Raw genomic sequence first — 16,985 nt, forward strand, 5'->3', positions numbered from 1 at the left:
TAATAACAATAAAACGAGGAATGTAGGGATGAAGAAGAACAAAAACGCCCAGCTGATCTGCCAGTTATCGGCGGTTGCGGCAATGATGCTGGCCGGCAGTGTTCAGGCGGCCGATGCATTCGCCGCTGATTCTGAATGGATGACCGGTGACTGGGGTGGTGAGCGAACCCGACTGATCGAGCAGGGTATCGACATCAAAATGGACTACGTCGGCGAGGTGGGTGGCAACCTGCACGGCGGCTACAACAACGACAAGACCGCGCGTTATTCCGATCAGTTCGGCTTGGGCGCGGCATTGGACCTGCAAAAACTGCTGGGCTGGGATAACACCCAGGCCAAGATTCAACTGACCAACCGTAATGGCCAGAACATCTCCAACGACCGTGTCGGCGACCCGCGTGCCGGCACCTTGAGTTCCTCACAGGAAGTCTACGGTCGTGGCCACATGGTTCGTCTGACCCAGTTGTGGATCAAGCACCAGTTCTTCGACGGCAAACTGGACGTCAAGGCCGGTTACTTCGGTGAAGGCGAAGACTTCAACACCTTCCCGTGCGAATTCCAGAACCTGGCGTTCTGCGGCTCCCAGGTGGGTAACTGGGCGACCAACATCTGGTACAACTGGCCGGTAAGCCAGGCGGCGATTCGTGTGAAATACAACTTCTCGCCGGAGTGGTATGCACAGATCGGTGCGTACAACCAGAACCCGTCGCAGCTGGAGCACGGCAACGGCTTCAAGCTCAGTGGCAGCGGTACCAAGGGGACCGTGCTGCCGGTCGAACTGGTCTGGTTGCCTAACCCCGGCAACCTGCCGGGCGAATACCGTGTGGGCTACTACAAAAGCACGGCCAAAGCCGATGATGTTCGTGAAGACGAGAACGGTGCCGATGCGGCCACCAGCGGCAATGCCTACCGCAGCCATAGCAGCAAATCCGGCTACTGGTTCGTGGCGCAACAGCAACTCACCAGCCACAACGGTGACGCTTCTCGTGGTTTGAACATCGCTGCCAACGCGACTTTCCACGACAAGGACACCAACGTCGTCGACAACTATCAGTCGCTGATGTTCGTGTACAAGGGGCCGTTCGATGCACGTCCCAAGGATGACGTCGGTATTGGCTTCGCCCGTATTCATGTCAACGATGACGTGAAGAAAAATGCCGAACTGACCAACGCCGCCAATGGTGTCGCCGACTACCAGGACCCGCTGTTCTCGCCGCTGCGCGACACCGAATACAACTACGAGATCAACTACGGCTTCCACGTGACCAACTGGCTGACCGTACGCCCCAACCTGCAATACATCACTCACCCGGGCGGTGTGGATGAAGTGGATAACGCGCTGGTCGCTGGTCTGAAAATTCAGTCGGTGTTCTAACGCGGTTGCGATAAGCTCCTCTCTATGTGCGCATTTTTGCGGACAGCCTTGGCTGTCCGCTTTTTTTGGAGGGTGGCGCACAACAGATGAATTTCAGGACCGTGGCACACCATGCATGAGCATCCGCTACAACGCTTCTTCAAATCCATGCGCGCGCGTCCCGTGTTTGCGTGGGAGCGCTATCAGAAGCGCGATGTACTGGTGATCGATCACCCGCTGTGTCAGGCGGTGTTCAGCCGGCAAGGCGCGCAATTGCTGCATTTTCAGCCTCGAGGACAAAAGCCGTGGCTGTGGTGCGCGGCGCGGTGGCCGCACGTGGGCGCCATTCGCGGGGGCGTGCCGGTATGTTGGCCATGGTATGGCCGGCATCCGAGCGAAAACGCCTGGCCATCTCATGGCTGGGCCCGGCTGCTCGACTGGAAACTGCTCGACAGCAGCGACGACGAAGACGGCGTACGTCTGCACTGGCGCCTGCAATTGTGCGACTGGCAAGCGGACCTGCATGCCCACCTGGGCGATCGCATGGATTTGCGCCTGAGCACCGAGCATCAGGACAGCCTGCCGTGCCAGTTGAGCCAGGCGTTGCACGCCTATTGGCGTATTGGTGACGTCGGCGAGGTAGCGCTGTCTGGGCTTGACGGAGCGCAGGGCTACGACCAGCTCAACCGTCAGGTTTGTCAGCAGGAAGGCGAATTACGGGTCGACGGTGGCTGTCAGCGGGTGTTCCAGCACGACGGTGAATTACAGCTCAAGGACCACGCCTGGCAGCGCGAGTTGTGCATCGATACCGGCGAAACGGCTGACACGGTGGTCTGGCACCCGGGCTCGCGACCGTTGCTTGGCGTGAGTTGGGATGAGGTCTCTGAATTCGTTTGCGTGGAAGCGGCCAGTGGTGGCACGGACAGCCTGTGCCTGAAGCCGGGGGAGAGGGCGCATTTGAGTTTGCAGGCGCGGGTGGGGGTTTAACTCAGGTTGTGCGGTGTTGCTTATGGCCTCATCGCGGGCAAGCCCGCTCCCACAGGTTTTGTGCACGACGCAATCACTGTGGGAGCGGGCTTGTCGAATCGTCGCACCGTCGCGATGAGGCCAGATCAGGCAATGAAGAATCCGACCTCAGTTGAACTCATCCCCCACCGGATACCGACTCGCATTCAAGCTTTCCTTGATCTTGCGCAAATGCGGCTGGAAATCCACGCCCCGACGCAAGGTCATTCCCGTCGCCAGCACATCCAGCACGGTCAGCTGAATGATCCGCGAAGTCATCGGCATGTAGATGTCGGTGTCTTCCGGCAGCGGAATGTTCAGGCTCAAGGTACTGGCCTTGGCCAGCGGTGAGTTTTCTGCGGTCAGCCCCAGTACCGATGCGCCGTTTTCCCGGGCGATACGTGCCACTTCCACCAACTCGCGGGTGCGGCCAGTGTAGGAGATGATCACGAACAACTCGCCCGTATGCGCCACCGAAGCAATCATGCGCTGCATGAGCACGTCGGCATGGGCAGTGACAGCCAGGTTGAAGCGGAAAAACTTGTGCTGGGCATCCAGCGCCACCGGGGCCGAGGCACCAAGGCCGAAGAAGTGGATCTGCCGGGCCTGGATCAACAGGTCGACGGCGCGGCTGATCAGGCTCGGGTCGAGGGCTTGCAGGGCGCTGTCGAGGGAGGCGATGGCGCTGCCGAAAATCTTCTTGGTGTAGGCTTCCGGATTGTCGTCGGCTTCCACGGCGCGGCTGACATACGCGGCGCCGCTGGCCAGGCTCTGGGCCAGTTGCAGCTTGAGCTCCGGGTAGCCGCTGACACCGAACGAGCGGCAGAAACGATTGACCGTCGGCTCGCTGACCGACGCGGCCTGGGCGAGGGCGGCGATGCTGAACCGGGTAGCCTGCTGTGGGTTCTGCAGGATCACCTCGGCGACTTTGCGCTCGGCCTTGTTCAGCTCTTCAAGGCGATTCTGGATCTGCTCCAGTAAATTTCGCACGCGGTCCATATAAGTATCCTTAACGCCTGCGCCGAATGGGCGCGTGGCTATGCAAAATGGGCCTTTGATGAGGCCCGTCACGGTGGCCTATCCTACTGATGGCTCCGATCGACCACCACTCGGAATCTGTATTTTGCGAAAATGTTGTGGTTATTACTACATTTTCCCTTGAGTGATGCCTTGAAAAAAGGTATTTGTAGCTTAACTTGATAAAAGAACAAACATCATGCCTTCGATTACGGTTGAACCGTGCACCTTCGCCTTGTTCGGCGCCCTGGGCGACCTGGCCCTGCGCAAGCTGTTTCCTGCCCTGTATCAGCTCGACGGCGCCGGCCTGCTGCATGAAGATTCGCGCATCATTGCACTGGCCCGTGAGGCCGGCAGTGAGCAAGAGCATCTGGCGTTCATTGCTTCCGAACTGCGCCGCTATGTCGGTGCCAAGGAGCTCGATGAAGCGGTGGTCGAACGTTTCCTCGCACGCCTGAGTTACCTGCACGTCGACTTCCTCAAGTCCGAAGACTACGTGGCCCTGGCCGAGTTGGCCGGCAGCACCCAGCGACTGATTGCCTACTTCGCCACTCCTGCCGCCGTGTATGGCGCGATCTGCGAGAACCTGGCGAAAGTTGGCCTGGCGGAAAACACCCGTGTGGTGCTGGAAAAGCCCATCGGCTCCGACCTAGAGTCCTCGCGCAAGGTCAACGACGCCGTGGCCCAGTTCTTCCCGGAGAACCGCACCTACCGCATTGACCACTACCTGGGTAAAGAAACCGTCCAGAACCTGATCGCCCTGCGTTTCGCCAACAGCCTGTTCGAAACCCAGTGGAACCAGAATTACATCTCCCACGTGGAAATCACCGTGGCCGAGAAGGTTGGTATTGAAGGGCGCTGGGGTTACTTCGATAAGGCTGGCCAGCTGCGGGACATGATCCAGAATCACCTGTTGCAACTCCTCTGCCTGATCGCCATGGACCCGCCGGCGGACCTGTCTGCCGACAGCATCCGCGACGAGAAGGTCAAGGTGCTCAAGGCCCTGGCACCGATCAGCCCGGAAGGCCTGACCACCCAAGTGGTACGTGGCCAGTACATCGCCGGCTATAGCGAAGGCAAACCGGTGCCGGGCTACCTCGAAGAGCCTAACTCCAATACCCAGAGCGACACTGAAACGTTCGTCGCCCTGCGTGCTGATATCCGCAACTGGCGCTGGGCGGGCGTGCCGTTCTACCTGCGTACCGGCAAGCGCATGCCGCAGAAGCTGTCGCAGATCGTCATCCACTTCAAGGAACCGTCGCACTACATCTTCGCCCCGGAGCAGCGCCTGCAAATCAGCAACAAGCTGATCATTCGCCTGCAACCGGACGAGGGTATTTCGCTGCGGGTGATGACCAAGGACCAAGGCCTGGACAAGGGCATGCAACTGCGCAGCGGCCCGCTGCAATTGAATTTTTCCGACACCTGGCGCAGCGCTCGGATTCCCGATGCCTACGAACGGTTGTTGCTGGAAGTGATGCGCGGCAATCAGAACCTGTTTGTCCGTAAAGATGAAATCGAAGCTGCGTGGATCTGGTGTGACCAGTTGATCGCCGGTTGGAAAAAATCCGGCGATGCGCCCAAGCCGTACGCGGCCGGGTCATGGGGGCCGATGAGCTCCATTGCACTGATCACGCGGGACGGGAGGTCGTGGTATGGCGATATCTGATTTGAAATTGCCGCAGGGCGTCAGCGCCCATGCGTTCAAAAGCCCGGTGCTGCTGGCCGAAGGCCTGGCGCTGAATGTGGTCAAGCAACTGAGCGACGCGATCGAGGCCAAGGGCACTGCAACGCTGGTGGTCTCCGGCGGCCGCAGCCCGGTGGCGTTTTTCCAACACTTGGCCAAGCAGCCGCTGGACTGGTCCAACGTGGTCGTCAGCCTGGCCGACGAGCGCTGGGTCCCGGTGGAACACGCCGACAGCAACGCCGGGTTGCTCAAGAAGTATTTGTTGCAGGGCCCGGCGGCCAAGGCGCAGTTCCTCAGCCTGTACAGCGCCAGTGCCAACCTGGAGCAGGCAGCGGAGCAAGCTGATCGCCTGCTGTCGGAGTTGCCAGTGATCGACGTGTTGGTGCTGGGCATGGGCGACGACGGCCATACCGCGTCGTTGTTTCCGGGCAGCCCGAATCTGGCCGAGGCCCTGGCAGCTGATGGCACGCGCCGCTGCTATCCGATGCTGGCGCCGACCGTGCCGCATCAACGCCTGACCATGAGTCGGGCGCTGCTGGCCTCGGCCAGGCACAAGATTTTGTCGATTTCCGGCCAGTCCAAGCTGACCACCCTGAATACCGCACTGGCCGGTGACGATGTCGCCGCATTGCCGATTCGCGCGTTTCTGCAACCTACGTTAGAGATTTACTGGTGCCCATGAGCCAAGGAACAGCCGCTATGACAAACCCATCCCCGACCGTTTCCATGGCGGATAAAGTTGCCCTGATCGACAGCCTCGCCGCCAAGGCGCGGATCCTGCCGGTGATCACGATTGCCCGCGAGCAGGATGTCCTGCCGCTGGCCGATGCCCTGGCCGCCGGTGGCCTGACTGCCCTGGAAGTGACCCTGCGCTCGCAGTTCGGCCTCAAGGCGATCCAGATCCTGCGCGAGCAGCGCCCGGAACTGATCACCGGTGCCGGCACCGTGCTCGACCGGCAGATGCTGGCTGCCGCCGAAGCGGCCGGTTCGCAATTCATCGTGACCCCGGGGATTACTCGTGACCTGCTGGAAGCCAGCGTGGCCAGCGACATTCCGCTGTTGCCAGGCATCAGCAATGCCTCGGGCATCATGGAAGGTTATGGCCTGGGTTATCGGCGCTTCAAGCTGTTCCCGGCAGAAGTCAGTGGCGGCGTGGCCGCCATCAAGGCATTGGGCGGCCCGTTCGGCGAAGTGAAATTCTGCCCGACCGGTGGCGTGGGTCCGGCCAACATCAAGAGCTACATGGCGTTGAAAAACGTCATGTGCGTGGGCGGTAGCTGGATGCTTGATCCGGAGTGGATCAAGAACGGCGACTGGGCCCGCATTCAGGAATGCACCGCCGAGGCCTTGGCGCTGCTGGACTGATTCACCCCAACACCTCGTTGTGTGTTCTACGGCTTTTCGGTGCGCTTGGTCGGCGCACTTTTTTTTGCCTTGAGAAAAACCAGCACTGCTCTCCTGTAGGAGCGAGCATGCTCGCGAAAAAAACCGCAAGCGCCGCGGGGCGTCAGGTGCCCATCGTCATCGTTGACGACCATCGCGAGCATGCTCGCTCCTACAAGATAGGCGTCATCCCGCCAGTTCTTTCAACGCCCCCACCAACCGCTTCATGTGCTCCCCCGTCGTGGTGAACCCCGGCGTGATCCGAATGCACGGCCCGCACGCCGCCCCAGTGCGCACCACGGTAAACAGGTTGTATTCGTTGAGCAGCCTTTCGGCCATCACCTGCTGATCCGCCTGCGCGGTGAAGCGCATCGCCGTGATTGCGCAATACAAGCGCGGATCATCCGGCGTCAGCACTTCAATGCCCGGTACCTCGCGCACCTCACGCACCCACAGATCGCGCAGGTAATTGAGGCGAGGTCCCTTCGCGGCGGCGCCACCCATGGCCTGGTGTTCTTCGAACACCAGCGGCAAGGTCAGCAGCGCGGGAATGTTGGGCGTGCTGTAGGGGGTGCGGCTCAGTATGTCGGTGACAGGGAAATGCATCTCGCCCATGTCCGGGTCGATGTCTGCCAGGCGTTGTGGCGCGATGTAGATGAACCCCAGGGTCAGCGGTGCACCGATCCACTTGTGCAGGTTGAAGCCGGCGAACTCAATGCCCAGCGCCGACAGGTTGAATTCCATCTGCCCCAGCGCATGAGCGCCGTCGAGGATCACGTCGATACCATGCTCCCTGGCAGCAGCGGCAATGGCCTGCACTGGCATCACCAGGCCGGTGCGATGGGTAACGTGGGTCAGGGCCATCAATTTGAGCCTGGGATATCGGGCGAAAGTATCGCGATAGGTCGCCAACAGGCTGTCGAAACTGGCGGGGTGGGCGTGTTCGATTTCGATCACTTCGACGCCGCGATGACGGGCCAACCAGCGCATCGCACCTTTTACCGTGTCGTACTCCAGATCACAGATCAGCACCTGGTCGCCCGGTTGCAGGCGGTTGTAGTTGCGAATCAGCGATTGCAGGGCGTCCGAAGCGTTGCGGGTGAACGCCACGCTTTGCGCGGGTACGTCGATCAGTTCGGCGAGCTTGCCACGAATGCGCGCGCCGTCGGTCTTTTCGAAACGCTGGCGCACATAGATCGAATTGCTGCGGTTGATCAGTTCGATGTTGCGCTGATATTCCTCGACCACCGTCCGCGACAGGCGTCCGAAGTAACCGTTTTCCAGATTGATCGGGCCAGGTTCAACGGCGTAGCGATCGGCGAAGGTCTGCCAGAACAATTCATCACGGGCACGGCGGGTGTTATCGGGCATGGGGACGACTCAGTAGCGAGGGGCGGGTTTGCCATGTTTGGCGCGCAACGGTTCCAGCAGATCCGACAAACCGTTGTGATCGATTTCCTGCATCAGTGCCAGCAAGCCGCCCAATTCGCCATGGGGAAACCCTTCGCGAGCGAACCAGTTGAGGTAAGGACCGGGCAGGTCGGCAATGATGCGGCCCTTGTATTTTCCGAAGGGCATTTGGCGGGTGATCAACAGTTCGAGCTTTTCAGGGTTCATCGGTCAGTCGTCAAGATTGGGCCACTTGAAAATACAGGCATTCTGCATGCAGGCCAAATGACAGATCATGCAAAAAAAACGGATACAGATTTTTAGGTAAATTGTAAGTCATTGAAATATAAGTAATAAATTCAATATCCAAAGCTGGCATGCCCGCTGCAATGTCTATTGCATCTTTCATCAACCCGTGAGGAATTGAAAAATGACCGACATGAATAAAGAAGCCATCTCTGTACTCAATGACCTGATCGAAACCAGCAAGGATGGTCAGGAAGGGTTCAAGACCTGCGCTGAAGACATCAAGCATCCGGAACTCAAATCGCTGTTCACCCAGCGCTCCGTCGACTGCGCAACAGCTGCTGCGGAATTGCAGGCTGCCGTGCGTTCGATGGGTGGCGATCCGGAAACTTCGACCAGCGTCAGCGGCGACCTTCACCGTCGTTGGGTCGACGTGAAAGCGATGTTCACTGGCAAGGACGAAGAAGCTGTGCTGAACGAAGCCGAGCGCGGCGAAGACCACGCGCTTAAGGCTTACCGCGAAGCGATCGAGAAGATCAACAAGCACAACCTGGTGGGTATTCGTGACTTGGTTGAACGTCAATACCATGGCGTGCAACGCAATCACGATCAGGTAAAAGCCCTGCGTAACCAGGCTCGCGCGCGTTCGTAAGCGGTAGCTTTATATCCCCACTGTGGGAGTCCCCTGTGGGAGCGGGCTTGCCCGCGAAGGCGGTATGTCAGTCACATCATCGATGTCTGACACGACCCTTTCGCGGGCAAGCCCGCTCCCACATTCAGGGGCATTCCATTTCAGTTTTGCTCACAGCCTCAGCCGATACTGATCGCCGGCAACGTCGGCAGGGTCACGGTCTGTTGTTTGCGCGGCGCCAGGATTTCTGCCTCCCCATCCACCACCAGCTCATCGCGCTGATTAAACACGCGGGTGGCAATGCGCACACGAAACTTGGGCAGCTTTTCCAGGATTTCCAGGCGCACGGTCAGCGTATCGCCAATCTTCACTGGCTTTTGAAAGCTCATCTGCTGGCCAATGTAGATGGTGCCCGGCCCAGGCAGTTCGCAGGCCACGGCCGCGCTGATCAGTGCGCCGCTGAACATGCCGTGGGCAATGCGCTCCTTGAACATGGTGGCGGCGGCGAACTCGGCGTCCAGGTGCACCGGGTTGTGGTCACCGCTCATCGCGGCGAACAATTGAATGTCACGCTCTTCGACCGTCTTGCTGTAGCTGGCGGTCTGCCCGACTTCAAGGGCTTCGTAAGGAGTGTTGGTCACCTGGGTCATCGGTTTGAATTCCTGTAGCAAATATAAAGAACACGAAAAACTATTCGGATCTGGGTGGTCGGCGATGGCTCAGGACCTGGGCGATCCAGTCCAGCACGTCGGCCGTCACTTCATCACGGTTGGTCTCGTTGAACAGTTCGTGCCGGGCCTGCGGGTAAATCGTCAATTGCAGGTTCTGGCAGCCGGCGGCGCGCAACGCATCGGCCAGATCTTTCAGACGCTTGCCTTCACTCACCGGATCACATTCGCCGCCAATCACCAGCAACGGCAGGCCCGGATCGATCTGGGCGAGATTGGACGCTTTGCTGATCTGCTGCAAGCCGCCGAGCAAATCGATCCACAATTGATTGGTGCAGCGAAACCCGCACAGCGGGTCGTTGGCGTACTTGTCGACTTCGGCCGGGTCGCGACTGAGCCAGTCGAACGGCGTGCGCACCGGTTTGAATTTTTTGTTGAACGAGCCAAACGACAGCCATTCGATCATGGCGCTGCGGCCCTTGGGGCCCTGGCGCAGTCGCTCCAGGCGAGCGATCTGGCGCGCGGCGCGATAGAGCGCGACCGGTTGGAAATTCGAACCACTGAGCACCGCGCCGTGCAGGCTGGCGCTGTGATGCAGCAGATAAGCCTGAGCGATGTAGCTGCCCATGCTGTGGCCGAGCAACACGATCGGCACGCCGGGATGCTGTTGGCCGATGTGTTGGTTGAGGCTGGCCAGATCGCCCACGACCTTGCACCAGCCATCGTCGTCCGCAAAGTGACCGAGTGTGCCGTTTTCCGCTGTTTTGCCGTGCCCGCGTTGATCCAGCGCATAGACGCCATAGCCCTGTTCGCAGCAGGCCTGTGCCAGGCGGGCATAGCGGTCGCTGTGCTCGGCCATGCCATGGGCCAGCAGAATCACTGCTTTTAACGGCGCGGCCGGCAGCCATTGATTGACGAACAGGCGGCTGCGGTCACTCGCGGGCAGCCAGAAGGTGTCGTGGACCATGGCGATTCCTTTTGCATGAGCGTGTAGGGCACTGGTTGCATTGTATAGCGCATCCTTCGCTCGTCGTCCGATCAGCCCACACCACTGCACCAAGATTCATACGATCAATGTCGGTTGTTGCCATATTTGCCTGATTGACCATAGCTGCTAGTGTCCGTGAAGCCCCGCTTTTTGCTTTCTGTTTTGAGGGAAAGGAAAGCAAGGACTCAAAAGCGGCCCCGGATAAGTTCAGGTAAAGAGGACAAGAACAATGCAACCTGATTTCTGGAATGACAAACGCCCGGCCGGCGTGCCCCTGGATATTGATCAAGGCGCCTACAAGTCGGTGATCGAAGTGTTCGAGCGTTCGTGCAAGAAATTTGCGGACCGCCCAGCCTTCAGCAACATGGGCGTGACCCTGACCTACGCTGAACTCGAACGCCAGAGCGCAGCGTTCGCCGGTTACCTGCAAGCCCATACCGACCTGGAACCGGGTGATCGTATTGCGGTGCAAATGCCCAACGTCCTGCAATACCCGATTGCCGTGTTCGGTGCCCTGCGTGCCGGGTTGATTGTGGTCAACACCAACCCGCTGTACACCGCGCGGGAAATGCGCCACCAGTTCAAGGACTCCGGTGCCCGGGCGCTGGTGTACCTGAACATGTTCGGGCAGAAGGTCCAGGAAGTGCTGCCCGACACGGACCTGCAGTACCTGATCGAGGCGAAGATGGGCGACATGATGCCCGCCGCCAAGGGTTGGCTGGTCAACACCCTGGTGAGCAAGGTCAAGAAAATGGTCCCCGACTACGACTTGCCCCAGGCCATCTCCTTCAAAAGTGCGCTGCGCATGGGGCGCGGCCAGGCTATCAAGCCGCTGAATGCCCGGCTCGACGACATCGCCGTGCTGCAATACACCGGGGGAACCACCGGCCTGGCCAAGGGCGCAATGCTCACCCACGGCAACCTGGTGGCGAACATGCAGCAGGCGCGCGGCTGCCTGGGGCAGTATGGCGACGATGGCCAGCCGTTGTTGCGCGAAGGGCAGGAGATCATGATCGCGCCGCTGCCGCTCTATCATATCTATGCCTTCACGGCGAACTGCATGTGCATGATGGTGACGGGCAACCACAACGTGTTGATCACCAATCCACGGGACATCGGCGGCTTCATCAAGGAGCTGAAAAACTGGCGGTTCTCGTGCCTGTTGGGGCTCAACACCCTGTTTGTCGCGCTGATGGATCATCCGGATTTCAAGACCCTGGATTTCTCCAGCCTCAAGCTGACCAACTCTGGCGGCACCGCGCTGGTCAAGGCCACCGCCGAACGTTGGGAGCAGTTGACCGGTTGCCGCATCACCGAAGGCTATGGCCTGACCGAAACCTCGCCAGTGGCGTGCACAAACCCCTACGGCGACAAATCGCGCATCGGTACCGTTGGCCTGCCGGTGCCGGGTACCACGCTGAAAATCATCGACGATGAGGGTGTCGAGCAACCTTTGGGCGAGCGCGGTGAACTGTGCATCAAGGGCCCGCAGATCATGAAGGGCTACTGGCAGAAACCCGAGGCCACCGCCGAAGTACTGGATGCCGAGGGCTGGTTCAAGTCCGGCGACATCGGGGTGATCGATCCCGACGGCTTCGTGCGCATCGTCGATCGCAAGAAAGACATGATCATCGTTTCGGGCTTCAACGTGTACCCCAACGAAATTGAAGACGTGGTAATGGCCCATCCGAAAGTCGCCAACTGCGCGGTCATCGGTGTGCCGGACGAGCGCTCCGGAGAGGCGGTGAAGCTGTTCGTGGTGGCGCGTGAGTCCGGGGTCAGCCTTGAAGAGCTGAAATCCTACTGCAAGGAAAACTTCACCGCCTACAAAGTGCCCAAGCACATTGTGTTGCGTGACTCGCTGCCAATGACGCCGGTAGGCAAGATTCTGCGCCGAGAGTTGCGGGATATTGCTTAACAGATGAATGGCCGCGCTTGGCCCGAATCGTCGCGATGGTGGCCCTGGCACCGCGGGCATCAGACAGCCCGCGTCATCGTTAACGTCCATCGCGAGTAAACTCGCTCCTACAGGTCGGGTGTGATCCCTGTAGGAGCGAGCTTGCTCGCGATGCATTTTCAGCCACACCGCAGAACGAAAAACTGCCAACACAGAAATTCTTGTAGGACAAAGCCCCGAATTCCAGGGCTTTCATCTCTATATGGAATTTTTGCTCTAAAATGACCGCTTGTTATTCTTGAGTCACAAAAGTGACTATAGGGGCTACGTTTGGCCCTAGTCGGCCCTCGGCAAAGCTGATAATCTCGGCCCGCTTTGTGACCTCTCGGCCTTCAAGAAAAGCCCTGGCTCACCCATACACCAATAATAATCGCATCAAAATGCGGTATTTGAATTCGCGTTGCTGAGGAGTGGGCTTCCATGATCGAAGACTTCTGGAAGGATAAGTACCCTGCCGGGATTGCTGCCGACATCAATCCGGACGAGTACCCGAATATTCAGGCAGTGTTGAAGCAGTCCTGCCAACGCTTCGCCGACAAACCGGCTTTCAGCAACCTGGGCAAGACAATCACGTACGGTGAACTGTACGAGCTGTCCGGTGCCTTTGCCGCTTACCTGCAACAGCATACCGATTTGCAGCCCGGCGATCGAATCGCCGTGCAATTGCCCAACGTCCTGCAATACCCGGTCGCGGTGTTCGGTGCCATCCGTGCCGGGCTGATCGTGGTCAACACCAATCCGCTGTACACCGCGCGGGAAATGGAACACCAATTCAATGATTCCGGCGCCAAGGCCCTGGTCTGCCTGGCCAACATGGCGCACCTGGCCGAAGCCGTCGTGCCCAAGACCGGTGTGAAGCACGTTATCGTTACCGAAGTGGCCGACCTGTTGCCACCGCTCAAGCGCCTGCTGATCAACAGCGTCATCAAGTACGTGAAGAAGATGGTACCGGCGTATCACTTGCCCAAGGCCATCAAGTTCAATGACGTGCTGAGCAAGGGCCACGGCCAGCCAGTGGCTGAAGCCAGCCCGGACAGCGGCGACGTGGCGGTGCTGCAATACACCGGCGGCACCACGGGTGTGGCCAAGGGCGCGATGCTGACGCACCGCAACCTCGTGGCGAATATGCTGCAATGCAAGGCGCTGATGGGCTCCAACCTCAACGAAGGTTGCGAGATCCTGATCACGCCGCTGCCGCTGTACCACATCTATGCCTTCACCTTTCATTGCATGGCGATGATGCTGATCGGCAACCACAACGTCCTGATCAGCAATCCGCGCGACCTCTCCGCGATGGTCAAGGAACTGTCCAACTGGAAATTCAGCGGCTTCGTTGGTTTGAACACGCTGTTCGTGGCTCTGTGCAACAACGAAAGCTTCCGCAAGCTGGATTTCTCCGCACTTAAAGTCACCCTGTCCGGCGGCATGGCCCTGCAACTGGCAGCGGCCGAACGCTGGAAAGCGGTCACTGGCTGCGCCATCTGCGAAGGTTATGGCATGACCGAAACCAGCCCGGTGGCTACCGTGAACCCGATCCAGAACATCCAGATCGGCACCATCGGCATTCCGGTGCCTTCGACCCTGTGCAAAGTCATCGACGATGCCGGCGTGGAACGACCGTTGGGCGAAATCGGCGAGCTGTGTGTGAAAGGCCCGCAGGTGATGAAAGGCTACTGGCAACGCCAGGAAGCCACCGATGAAATGCTCGACAGCGAAGGCTGGCTGAAAACCGGCGACATCGCGGTGATCCAGCCCGATGGCTACATGCGTATCGTCGATCGCAAGAAAGACATGATTCTGGTGTCCGGTTTCAACGTTTACCCCAATGAATTGGAAGACGTGCTTGCGACCCTGCCGGGCGTGCTGCAATGCGCGGCCATCGGTGTGCCGGATGAGAAATCGGGCGAGGCGATCAAGATTTTCATCGTCGCCAAACCGGGCGTGACCCTGACCAAGGAGCAAGTGATGGAGCACATGCGTGCGAATGTCACCGGCTACAAGGTCCCGCGCTCCGTAGAGTTCCGCGATGCGCTGCCGACCACCAACGTCGGCAAGATCCTGCGCCGCGAACTGCGCGATGAAGAGCTGAAAAAGATCAACGCGAAGAAAGCTACCGCGTAGTCCTGTGTAGGAGCGAGCTTGCTCGCGATAGCGGTATGTCAGTCACCATCAATATGACTGTTCCACCGCTATCGCGAGCAAGCTCGCTCCTACAATATTTGGGTTACTGGCGGAATGTTGCGAAGTTGACGTTGGTGCCGTTCGGGCGCATGTCCTGCAGGTACGAATCCTTGTCCGCACTCAGCTCCAGGCTCAGCGCCGCCTTGCGCTTGCCTTCGTTGCGCACCACCAGCCCTTCGAGCTTCTCGCGCAGGAATACGGTCGGCACTTTCAGGTGCAGCAGCTCATCGGTGGCCGGGGTATGCATCAGCAGGTGAACCCATTCGTACTGACCAATGGCCAGGCGCGACACCGGAATATCGAACCACCAGATATTGCGATTGCGGTTCAGTTCGGTGAAGTGGCAGTTATTGACGCCCAGTACGGCACCACCAAGTTCCTGGTTTCTGCGGGCAATGGCCTGCTTTTTATCGAGTTTCATAACGTTCCTACGGGTTGGATCATCAGCGCCATGGCCAATACATGTCGCATTCTCAGGGGTAGGCCGGCAAACATAAAGCCCAACCTGCGACCGGCGATGAAATGTCGCCCGGTAAAAAAAATGAAACTCCCCCCAAATACCTTGGGTCAATCCCTGTGTAACCCCTTTTCTCGTTCACAGGTTGACAGGAGACACACCATGGGCAGCACTGGCGATAAAGTAAAAGGCATGGCCAACGAAGCAGCCGGCAACATCAAGCAAGGCGTCGGCAAGGCCACCGGCAACGACAAAATGCGCGCCGAAGGCGTGGTGCAGGAGAAGAAAGGCGAAGCGCAGCAAGCGGTCGGTAAAGCCAAGGATGCAGTGAAGAAGGGCGTCGACAAGGCGTGAATCCCCTTTTGATGAAAACCAAACGGCTATCTGCGGATGGCCGTTTTTGTGTCAGCTTTTATTTTGCGCAGGATCAAAATCGCCAAGTAGGCTAATTTGATGTAGAAACGGCCCCTGAGTCGCCACCACTTCAAGCGATTTGCGGCGAAAGGAGACGCAGATGATTTTCCCCGACATGAAAGGCTTGCCTCTGCACCGGGTAATGGTGCGCACGATCAAGGAATTCGTCGACGACGAAATGTCGACCTATGCCTCGGCATTGGCCTATCAAATGTTGTTTTCGCTGTTCCCGTTCATCCTGTTCCTGATTGCCCTGATCGGTTTTCTGCACCTGCCGGATTTCTTCTCCTGGCTGCGCCTGCAATCGGAGTTGGTGTTGCCGCCTCAAGCCCTGGAACAGGTCAACCCCGTGATCGACCAGTTGCAGCAGTCCAAGGGTGGTCTGCTGTCGATCGGTATCGTCATCGCGTTGTACACCGCTTCAGCCGGCGTGCGCCTGATGATGAGCGCAATGAACGCGGCTTATGATGTGGTGGAAGGGCGGCCACTGTGGAAGCGCTTTCCCTTGTCCATTATCTACACCGTCGGGATTGCCGGCATGTTGCTGGTAGCCGCCGCGCTGATGGTGCTCGGGCCGCAGGTGATGGGGTGGATCGCCTCGCAGGTCGGCCTGGAAGACTTCATCGTCACCGTCTGGACCATCGCGCGCTGGCCAGTGATTGTGATCCTGATGATGATCGCCGTCGCACTGACCTATTACGTCATGCCGGATGTGCGCCAGGAGTTCCGCTTCATTACGCCCGGTTCGGTGCTGGCGGTGATGGTTTGGATCATCGCGTCCCTGGGGTTCGCTTTTTACGTCAAGACCTTTGCCAACTACAACGCCATGTACGGCAGTATCGGTGCGATCATCGTGCTGCTGCTGTATTTCTACATTTCCTCGGCGGTGCTGTTGCTCGGTGCGGAGATGAATGCAGTGATTGAGCACATGTCGGCCGAAGGCAAGGAAAAGGGCGAGAAGGTTCCAGGCGAGGCCGACGAGATTCCCAAACAACATGTTTCCGGGCTGGGTCGGGATCACTCAATCAAACCAAACACTGACGAAGCGATGTGATGATTCGTGAAATTCTGAAAATGGGTGACGAGCGCCTGCTGCGCATCGCCCCGCCGGTCCCGGTCGAGATGTTCGACAGCCCGGAACTGTGGCAACTGATCGACGACATGTTCCAGACCATGGAAAGCGTTGGCGGAGTTGGCCTGGCCGCGCCGCAAATCGGCGTCGACCTGCAATTGGTGATCTTCGGTTTCGAGCACAGCGAGCGCTACCCGGATGCCCAGGCCGTGCCGCAAACCATCCTGATCAACCCGCTGATCACGCCGCTGAGCCCACTGATGGAAGAGGGCTTTGAAGGCTGCCTGTCAGTGCCCGGCCTGCGCGGCGCGGTGGACCGTTATCAGCACATTCGCTACGAAGGCTTCGACCCCAAGGGCCAACCGATTGTGCGCACCGCCGAAGGCTTCCATGCGCGGGTGGTGCAGCACGAATGCGATCACTTGATCGGCCGGCTTTACCCGTCGCGAATCACTGACTTCAGCAAGTTCGGCTTTACCGAGGTGATGTTTCCGGACCTTGATCCGAATGCGGATGATTGACTGCATTTGCCAATT

17 protein-coding genes are annotated in these 16,985 nt (G+C 58.9%); 11 read left to right on the forward strand and 6 right to left on the reverse strand.

Annotation, left to right across the window (positions count from 1 at the left end):
- Positions 1-28: 28 nt before the first annotated feature.
- Positions 29-1,375, forward strand: coding sequence for a carbohydrate porin (locus AB4O36_RS03120; RefSeq protein WP_460121599.1), 1,347 nt, complete (start codon positions 29-31; stop codon positions 1,373-1,375).
- Positions 1,376-1,486: 111 nt separating this feature from the next.
- Entirely contained in the window at positions 1,487-2,341 is an 855-nt protein-coding gene (locus AB4O36_RS03125) for a D-hexose-6-phosphate mutarotase (RefSeq protein WP_460141033.1), read from the forward strand.
- 147 nt (positions 2,342-2,488) lie between these two features.
- On the opposite strand, the gene AB4O36_RS03130 is transcribed toward AB4O36_RS03125, so the two are convergent.
- Positions 2,489-3,349 carry a MurR/RpiR family transcriptional regulator gene (locus tag AB4O36_RS03130; RefSeq protein WP_368557677.1) on the reverse strand — a complete coding sequence of 287 codons (861 nt, stop codon included), beginning with the start codon at positions 3,347-3,349 and terminating at the stop codon, positions 2,489-2,491.
- 226 nt (positions 3,350-3,575) lie between these two features.
- Between AB4O36_RS03130 and zwf the strand changes: the two genes are divergently transcribed.
- Genes zwf through AB4O36_RS03145 form a run of 3 tightly spaced genes read left to right on the forward strand, consistent with a single transcriptional unit; the run spans position 3,576 to position 6,428 of the window.
- A complete protein-coding gene (gene zwf, locus AB4O36_RS03135) occupies positions 3,576-5,045 on the forward strand; it encodes a glucose-6-phosphate dehydrogenase (RefSeq protein ID WP_460121603.1) in 1,470 nt (489 codons plus the stop codon).
- Positions 5,032-5,745, forward strand: a complete 714-nt coding sequence (gene pgl, locus AB4O36_RS03140) for a 6-phosphogluconolactonase (protein ID WP_460121605.1) — start codon at positions 5,032-5,034, stop codon at positions 5,743-5,745. Before zwf ends, pgl begins: the two co-directional genes overlap by 14 nt.
- Positions 5,746-5,762: 17 nt before the next feature.
- Positions 5,763-6,428 (forward strand): bifunctional 4-hydroxy-2-oxoglutarate aldolase/2-dehydro-3-deoxy-phosphogluconate aldolase, encoded by a 666-nt coding sequence (locus AB4O36_RS03145; RefSeq protein WP_460121607.1) that lies wholly within the window; start codon positions 5,763-5,765, stop codon positions 6,426-6,428.
- 204 nt (positions 6,429-6,632) lie between these two features.
- Here the strand turns inward: AB4O36_RS03145 and AB4O36_RS03150 are convergent, their stop codons facing one another.
- Entirely contained in the window at positions 6,633-7,817 is a 1,185-nt protein-coding gene (locus AB4O36_RS03150) for an aminotransferase class V-fold PLP-dependent enzyme (protein WP_460121609.1), read from the reverse strand.
- Between the two features lie 9 nt (positions 7,818-7,826).
- Positions 7,827-8,063: a DUF3820 family protein gene (locus AB4O36_RS03155; protein ID WP_460141034.1), complete on the reverse strand. Its 237-nt coding sequence runs from the start codon at positions 8,061-8,063 to the stop codon at positions 7,827-7,829.
- A 202-nt stretch (positions 8,064-8,265) separates the two neighbouring features.
- Here AB4O36_RS03155 and AB4O36_RS03160 point away from each other — a divergent pair, with 202 nt between their 5' ends.
- Positions 8,266-8,733 (forward strand): ferritin-like domain-containing protein, encoded by a 468-nt coding sequence (locus AB4O36_RS03160; protein ID WP_460121612.1) that lies wholly within the window; start codon positions 8,266-8,268, stop codon positions 8,731-8,733.
- A 158-nt stretch (positions 8,734-8,891) separates the two neighbouring features.
- Here the strand turns inward: AB4O36_RS03160 and AB4O36_RS03165 are convergent, their stop codons facing one another.
- Entirely contained in the window at positions 8,892-9,362 is a 471-nt protein-coding gene (locus AB4O36_RS03165; protein WP_020295762.1) for a MaoC family dehydratase, read from the reverse strand.
- Positions 9,363-9,402: 40 nt separating this feature from the next.
- Positions 9,403-10,347 carry an alpha/beta hydrolase gene (locus AB4O36_RS03170; RefSeq protein ID WP_460141035.1) on the reverse strand — a complete coding sequence of 315 codons (945 nt, stop codon included), beginning with the start codon at positions 10,345-10,347 and terminating at the stop codon, positions 9,403-9,405.
- Positions 10,348-10,597: 250 nt separating this feature from the next.
- Between AB4O36_RS03170 and fadD2 the strand changes: the two genes are divergently transcribed.
- Positions 10,598-12,286 carry a long-chain-fatty-acid--CoA ligase FadD2 gene (gene fadD2, locus AB4O36_RS03175; protein WP_460141036.1) on the forward strand — a complete coding sequence of 563 codons (1,689 nt, stop codon included), beginning with the start codon at positions 10,598-10,600 and terminating at the stop codon, positions 12,284-12,286.
- 459 nt (positions 12,287-12,745) lie between these two features.
- The gene (fadD1, locus tag AB4O36_RS03180) at positions 12,746-14,446 is read left to right on the forward strand and encodes a long-chain-fatty-acid--CoA ligase FadD1 (RefSeq protein ID WP_460141037.1); all 1,701 of its coding nucleotides are present in this window, start codon (positions 12,746-12,748) and stop codon (positions 14,444-14,446) included.
- Between the two features lie 103 nt (positions 14,447-14,549).
- Here fadD1 and AB4O36_RS03185 read toward each other — a convergent pair whose 3' ends face one another.
- The gene (locus AB4O36_RS03185; RefSeq protein WP_460121619.1) at positions 14,550-14,927 is read right to left on the reverse strand and encodes a hypothetical protein; all 378 of its coding nucleotides are present in this window, start codon (positions 14,925-14,927) and stop codon (positions 14,550-14,552) included.
- Positions 14,928-15,125: 198 nt separating this feature from the next.
- Here AB4O36_RS03185 and AB4O36_RS03190 point away from each other — a divergent pair, with 198 nt between their 5' ends.
- The 3 genes from AB4O36_RS03190 to def all read left to right on the forward strand — a co-directional run bounded on the left by AB4O36_RS03190 (position 15,126) and on the right by def (position 16,970).
- Positions 15,126-15,317 carry a CsbD family protein gene (locus AB4O36_RS03190; RefSeq protein ID WP_460121621.1) on the forward strand — a complete coding sequence of 64 codons (192 nt, stop codon included), beginning with the start codon at positions 15,126-15,128 and terminating at the stop codon, positions 15,315-15,317.
- Between the two features lie 160 nt (positions 15,318-15,477).
- Positions 15,478-16,431 carry a YihY/virulence factor BrkB family protein gene (locus AB4O36_RS03195; RefSeq protein WP_460121622.1) on the forward strand — a complete coding sequence of 318 codons (954 nt, stop codon included), beginning with the start codon at positions 15,478-15,480 and terminating at the stop codon, positions 16,429-16,431.
- Entirely contained in the window at positions 16,431-16,970 is a 540-nt protein-coding gene (gene def / locus AB4O36_RS03200) for a peptide deformylase (protein ID WP_460121624.1), read from the forward strand. The genes AB4O36_RS03195 and def overlap by 1 nt, the downstream gene beginning before the upstream one ends.
- Positions 16,971-16,985: the final 15 nt, after the last annotated feature.

The sequence above is a fragment of the Pseudomonas sp. S2_E01 genome (genome assembly GCF_054668365.1).

Excerpts from the sequence above, each read along its gene's own strand:
- AB4O36_RS03120 (WP_460121599.1), top strand. The coding sequence starts at position 29 with ATGAAGAAGAACAAAAACGCCCAGCTGATCTGCCAGTTATCGGCGGTT.
- AB4O36_RS03125 (WP_460141033.1), top strand. The coding sequence starts at position 1,487 with ATGCATGAGCATCCGCTACAACGCTTCTTCAAATCCATGCGCGCGCGT.
- zwf (WP_460121603.1), top strand. The coding sequence starts at position 3,576 with ATGCCTTCGATTACGGTTGAACCGTGCACCTTCGCCTTGTTCGGCGCC.
- pgl (WP_460121605.1), top strand. The coding sequence starts at position 5,032 with ATGGCGATATCTGATTTGAAATTGCCGCAGGGCGTCAGCGCCCATGCG.
- AB4O36_RS03145 (WP_460121607.1), top strand. The coding sequence starts at position 5,763 with ATGACAAACCCATCCCCGACCGTTTCCATGGCGGATAAAGTTGCCCTG.
- AB4O36_RS03150 (WP_460121609.1), bottom strand. The coding sequence starts at position 7,817 with ATGCCCGATAACACCCGCCGTGCCCGTGATGAATTGTTCTGGCAGACC.
- AB4O36_RS03155 (WP_460141034.1), bottom strand. The coding sequence starts at position 8,063 with ATGAACCCTGAAAAGCTCGAACTGTTGATCACCCGCCAAATGCCCTTC.
- AB4O36_RS03160 (WP_460121612.1), top strand. The coding sequence starts at position 8,266 with ATGACCGACATGAATAAAGAAGCCATCTCTGTACTCAATGACCTGATC.
- AB4O36_RS03165 (WP_020295762.1), bottom strand. The coding sequence starts at position 9,362 with ATGACCCAGGTGACCAACACTCCTTACGAAGCCCTTGAAGTCGGGCAG.
- AB4O36_RS03170 (WP_460141035.1), bottom strand. The coding sequence starts at position 10,347 with ATGGTCCACGACACCTTCTGGCTGCCCGCGAGTGACCGCAGCCGCCTG.
- fadD2 (WP_460141036.1), top strand. The coding sequence starts at position 10,598 with ATGCAACCTGATTTCTGGAATGACAAACGCCCGGCCGGCGTGCCCCTG.
- fadD1 (WP_460141037.1), top strand. The coding sequence starts at position 12,746 with ATGATCGAAGACTTCTGGAAGGATAAGTACCCTGCCGGGATTGCTGCC.
- AB4O36_RS03185 (WP_460121619.1), bottom strand. The coding sequence starts at position 14,927 with ATGAAACTCGATAAAAAGCAGGCCATTGCCCGCAGAAACCAGGAACTT.
- AB4O36_RS03190 (WP_460121621.1), top strand. The coding sequence starts at position 15,126 with ATGGGCAGCACTGGCGATAAAGTAAAAGGCATGGCCAACGAAGCAGCC.
- AB4O36_RS03195 (WP_460121622.1), top strand. The coding sequence starts at position 15,478 with ATGATTTTCCCCGACATGAAAGGCTTGCCTCTGCACCGGGTAATGGTG.
- def (WP_460121624.1), top strand. The coding sequence starts at position 16,431 with ATGATTCGTGAAATTCTGAAAATGGGTGACGAGCGCCTGCTGCGCATC.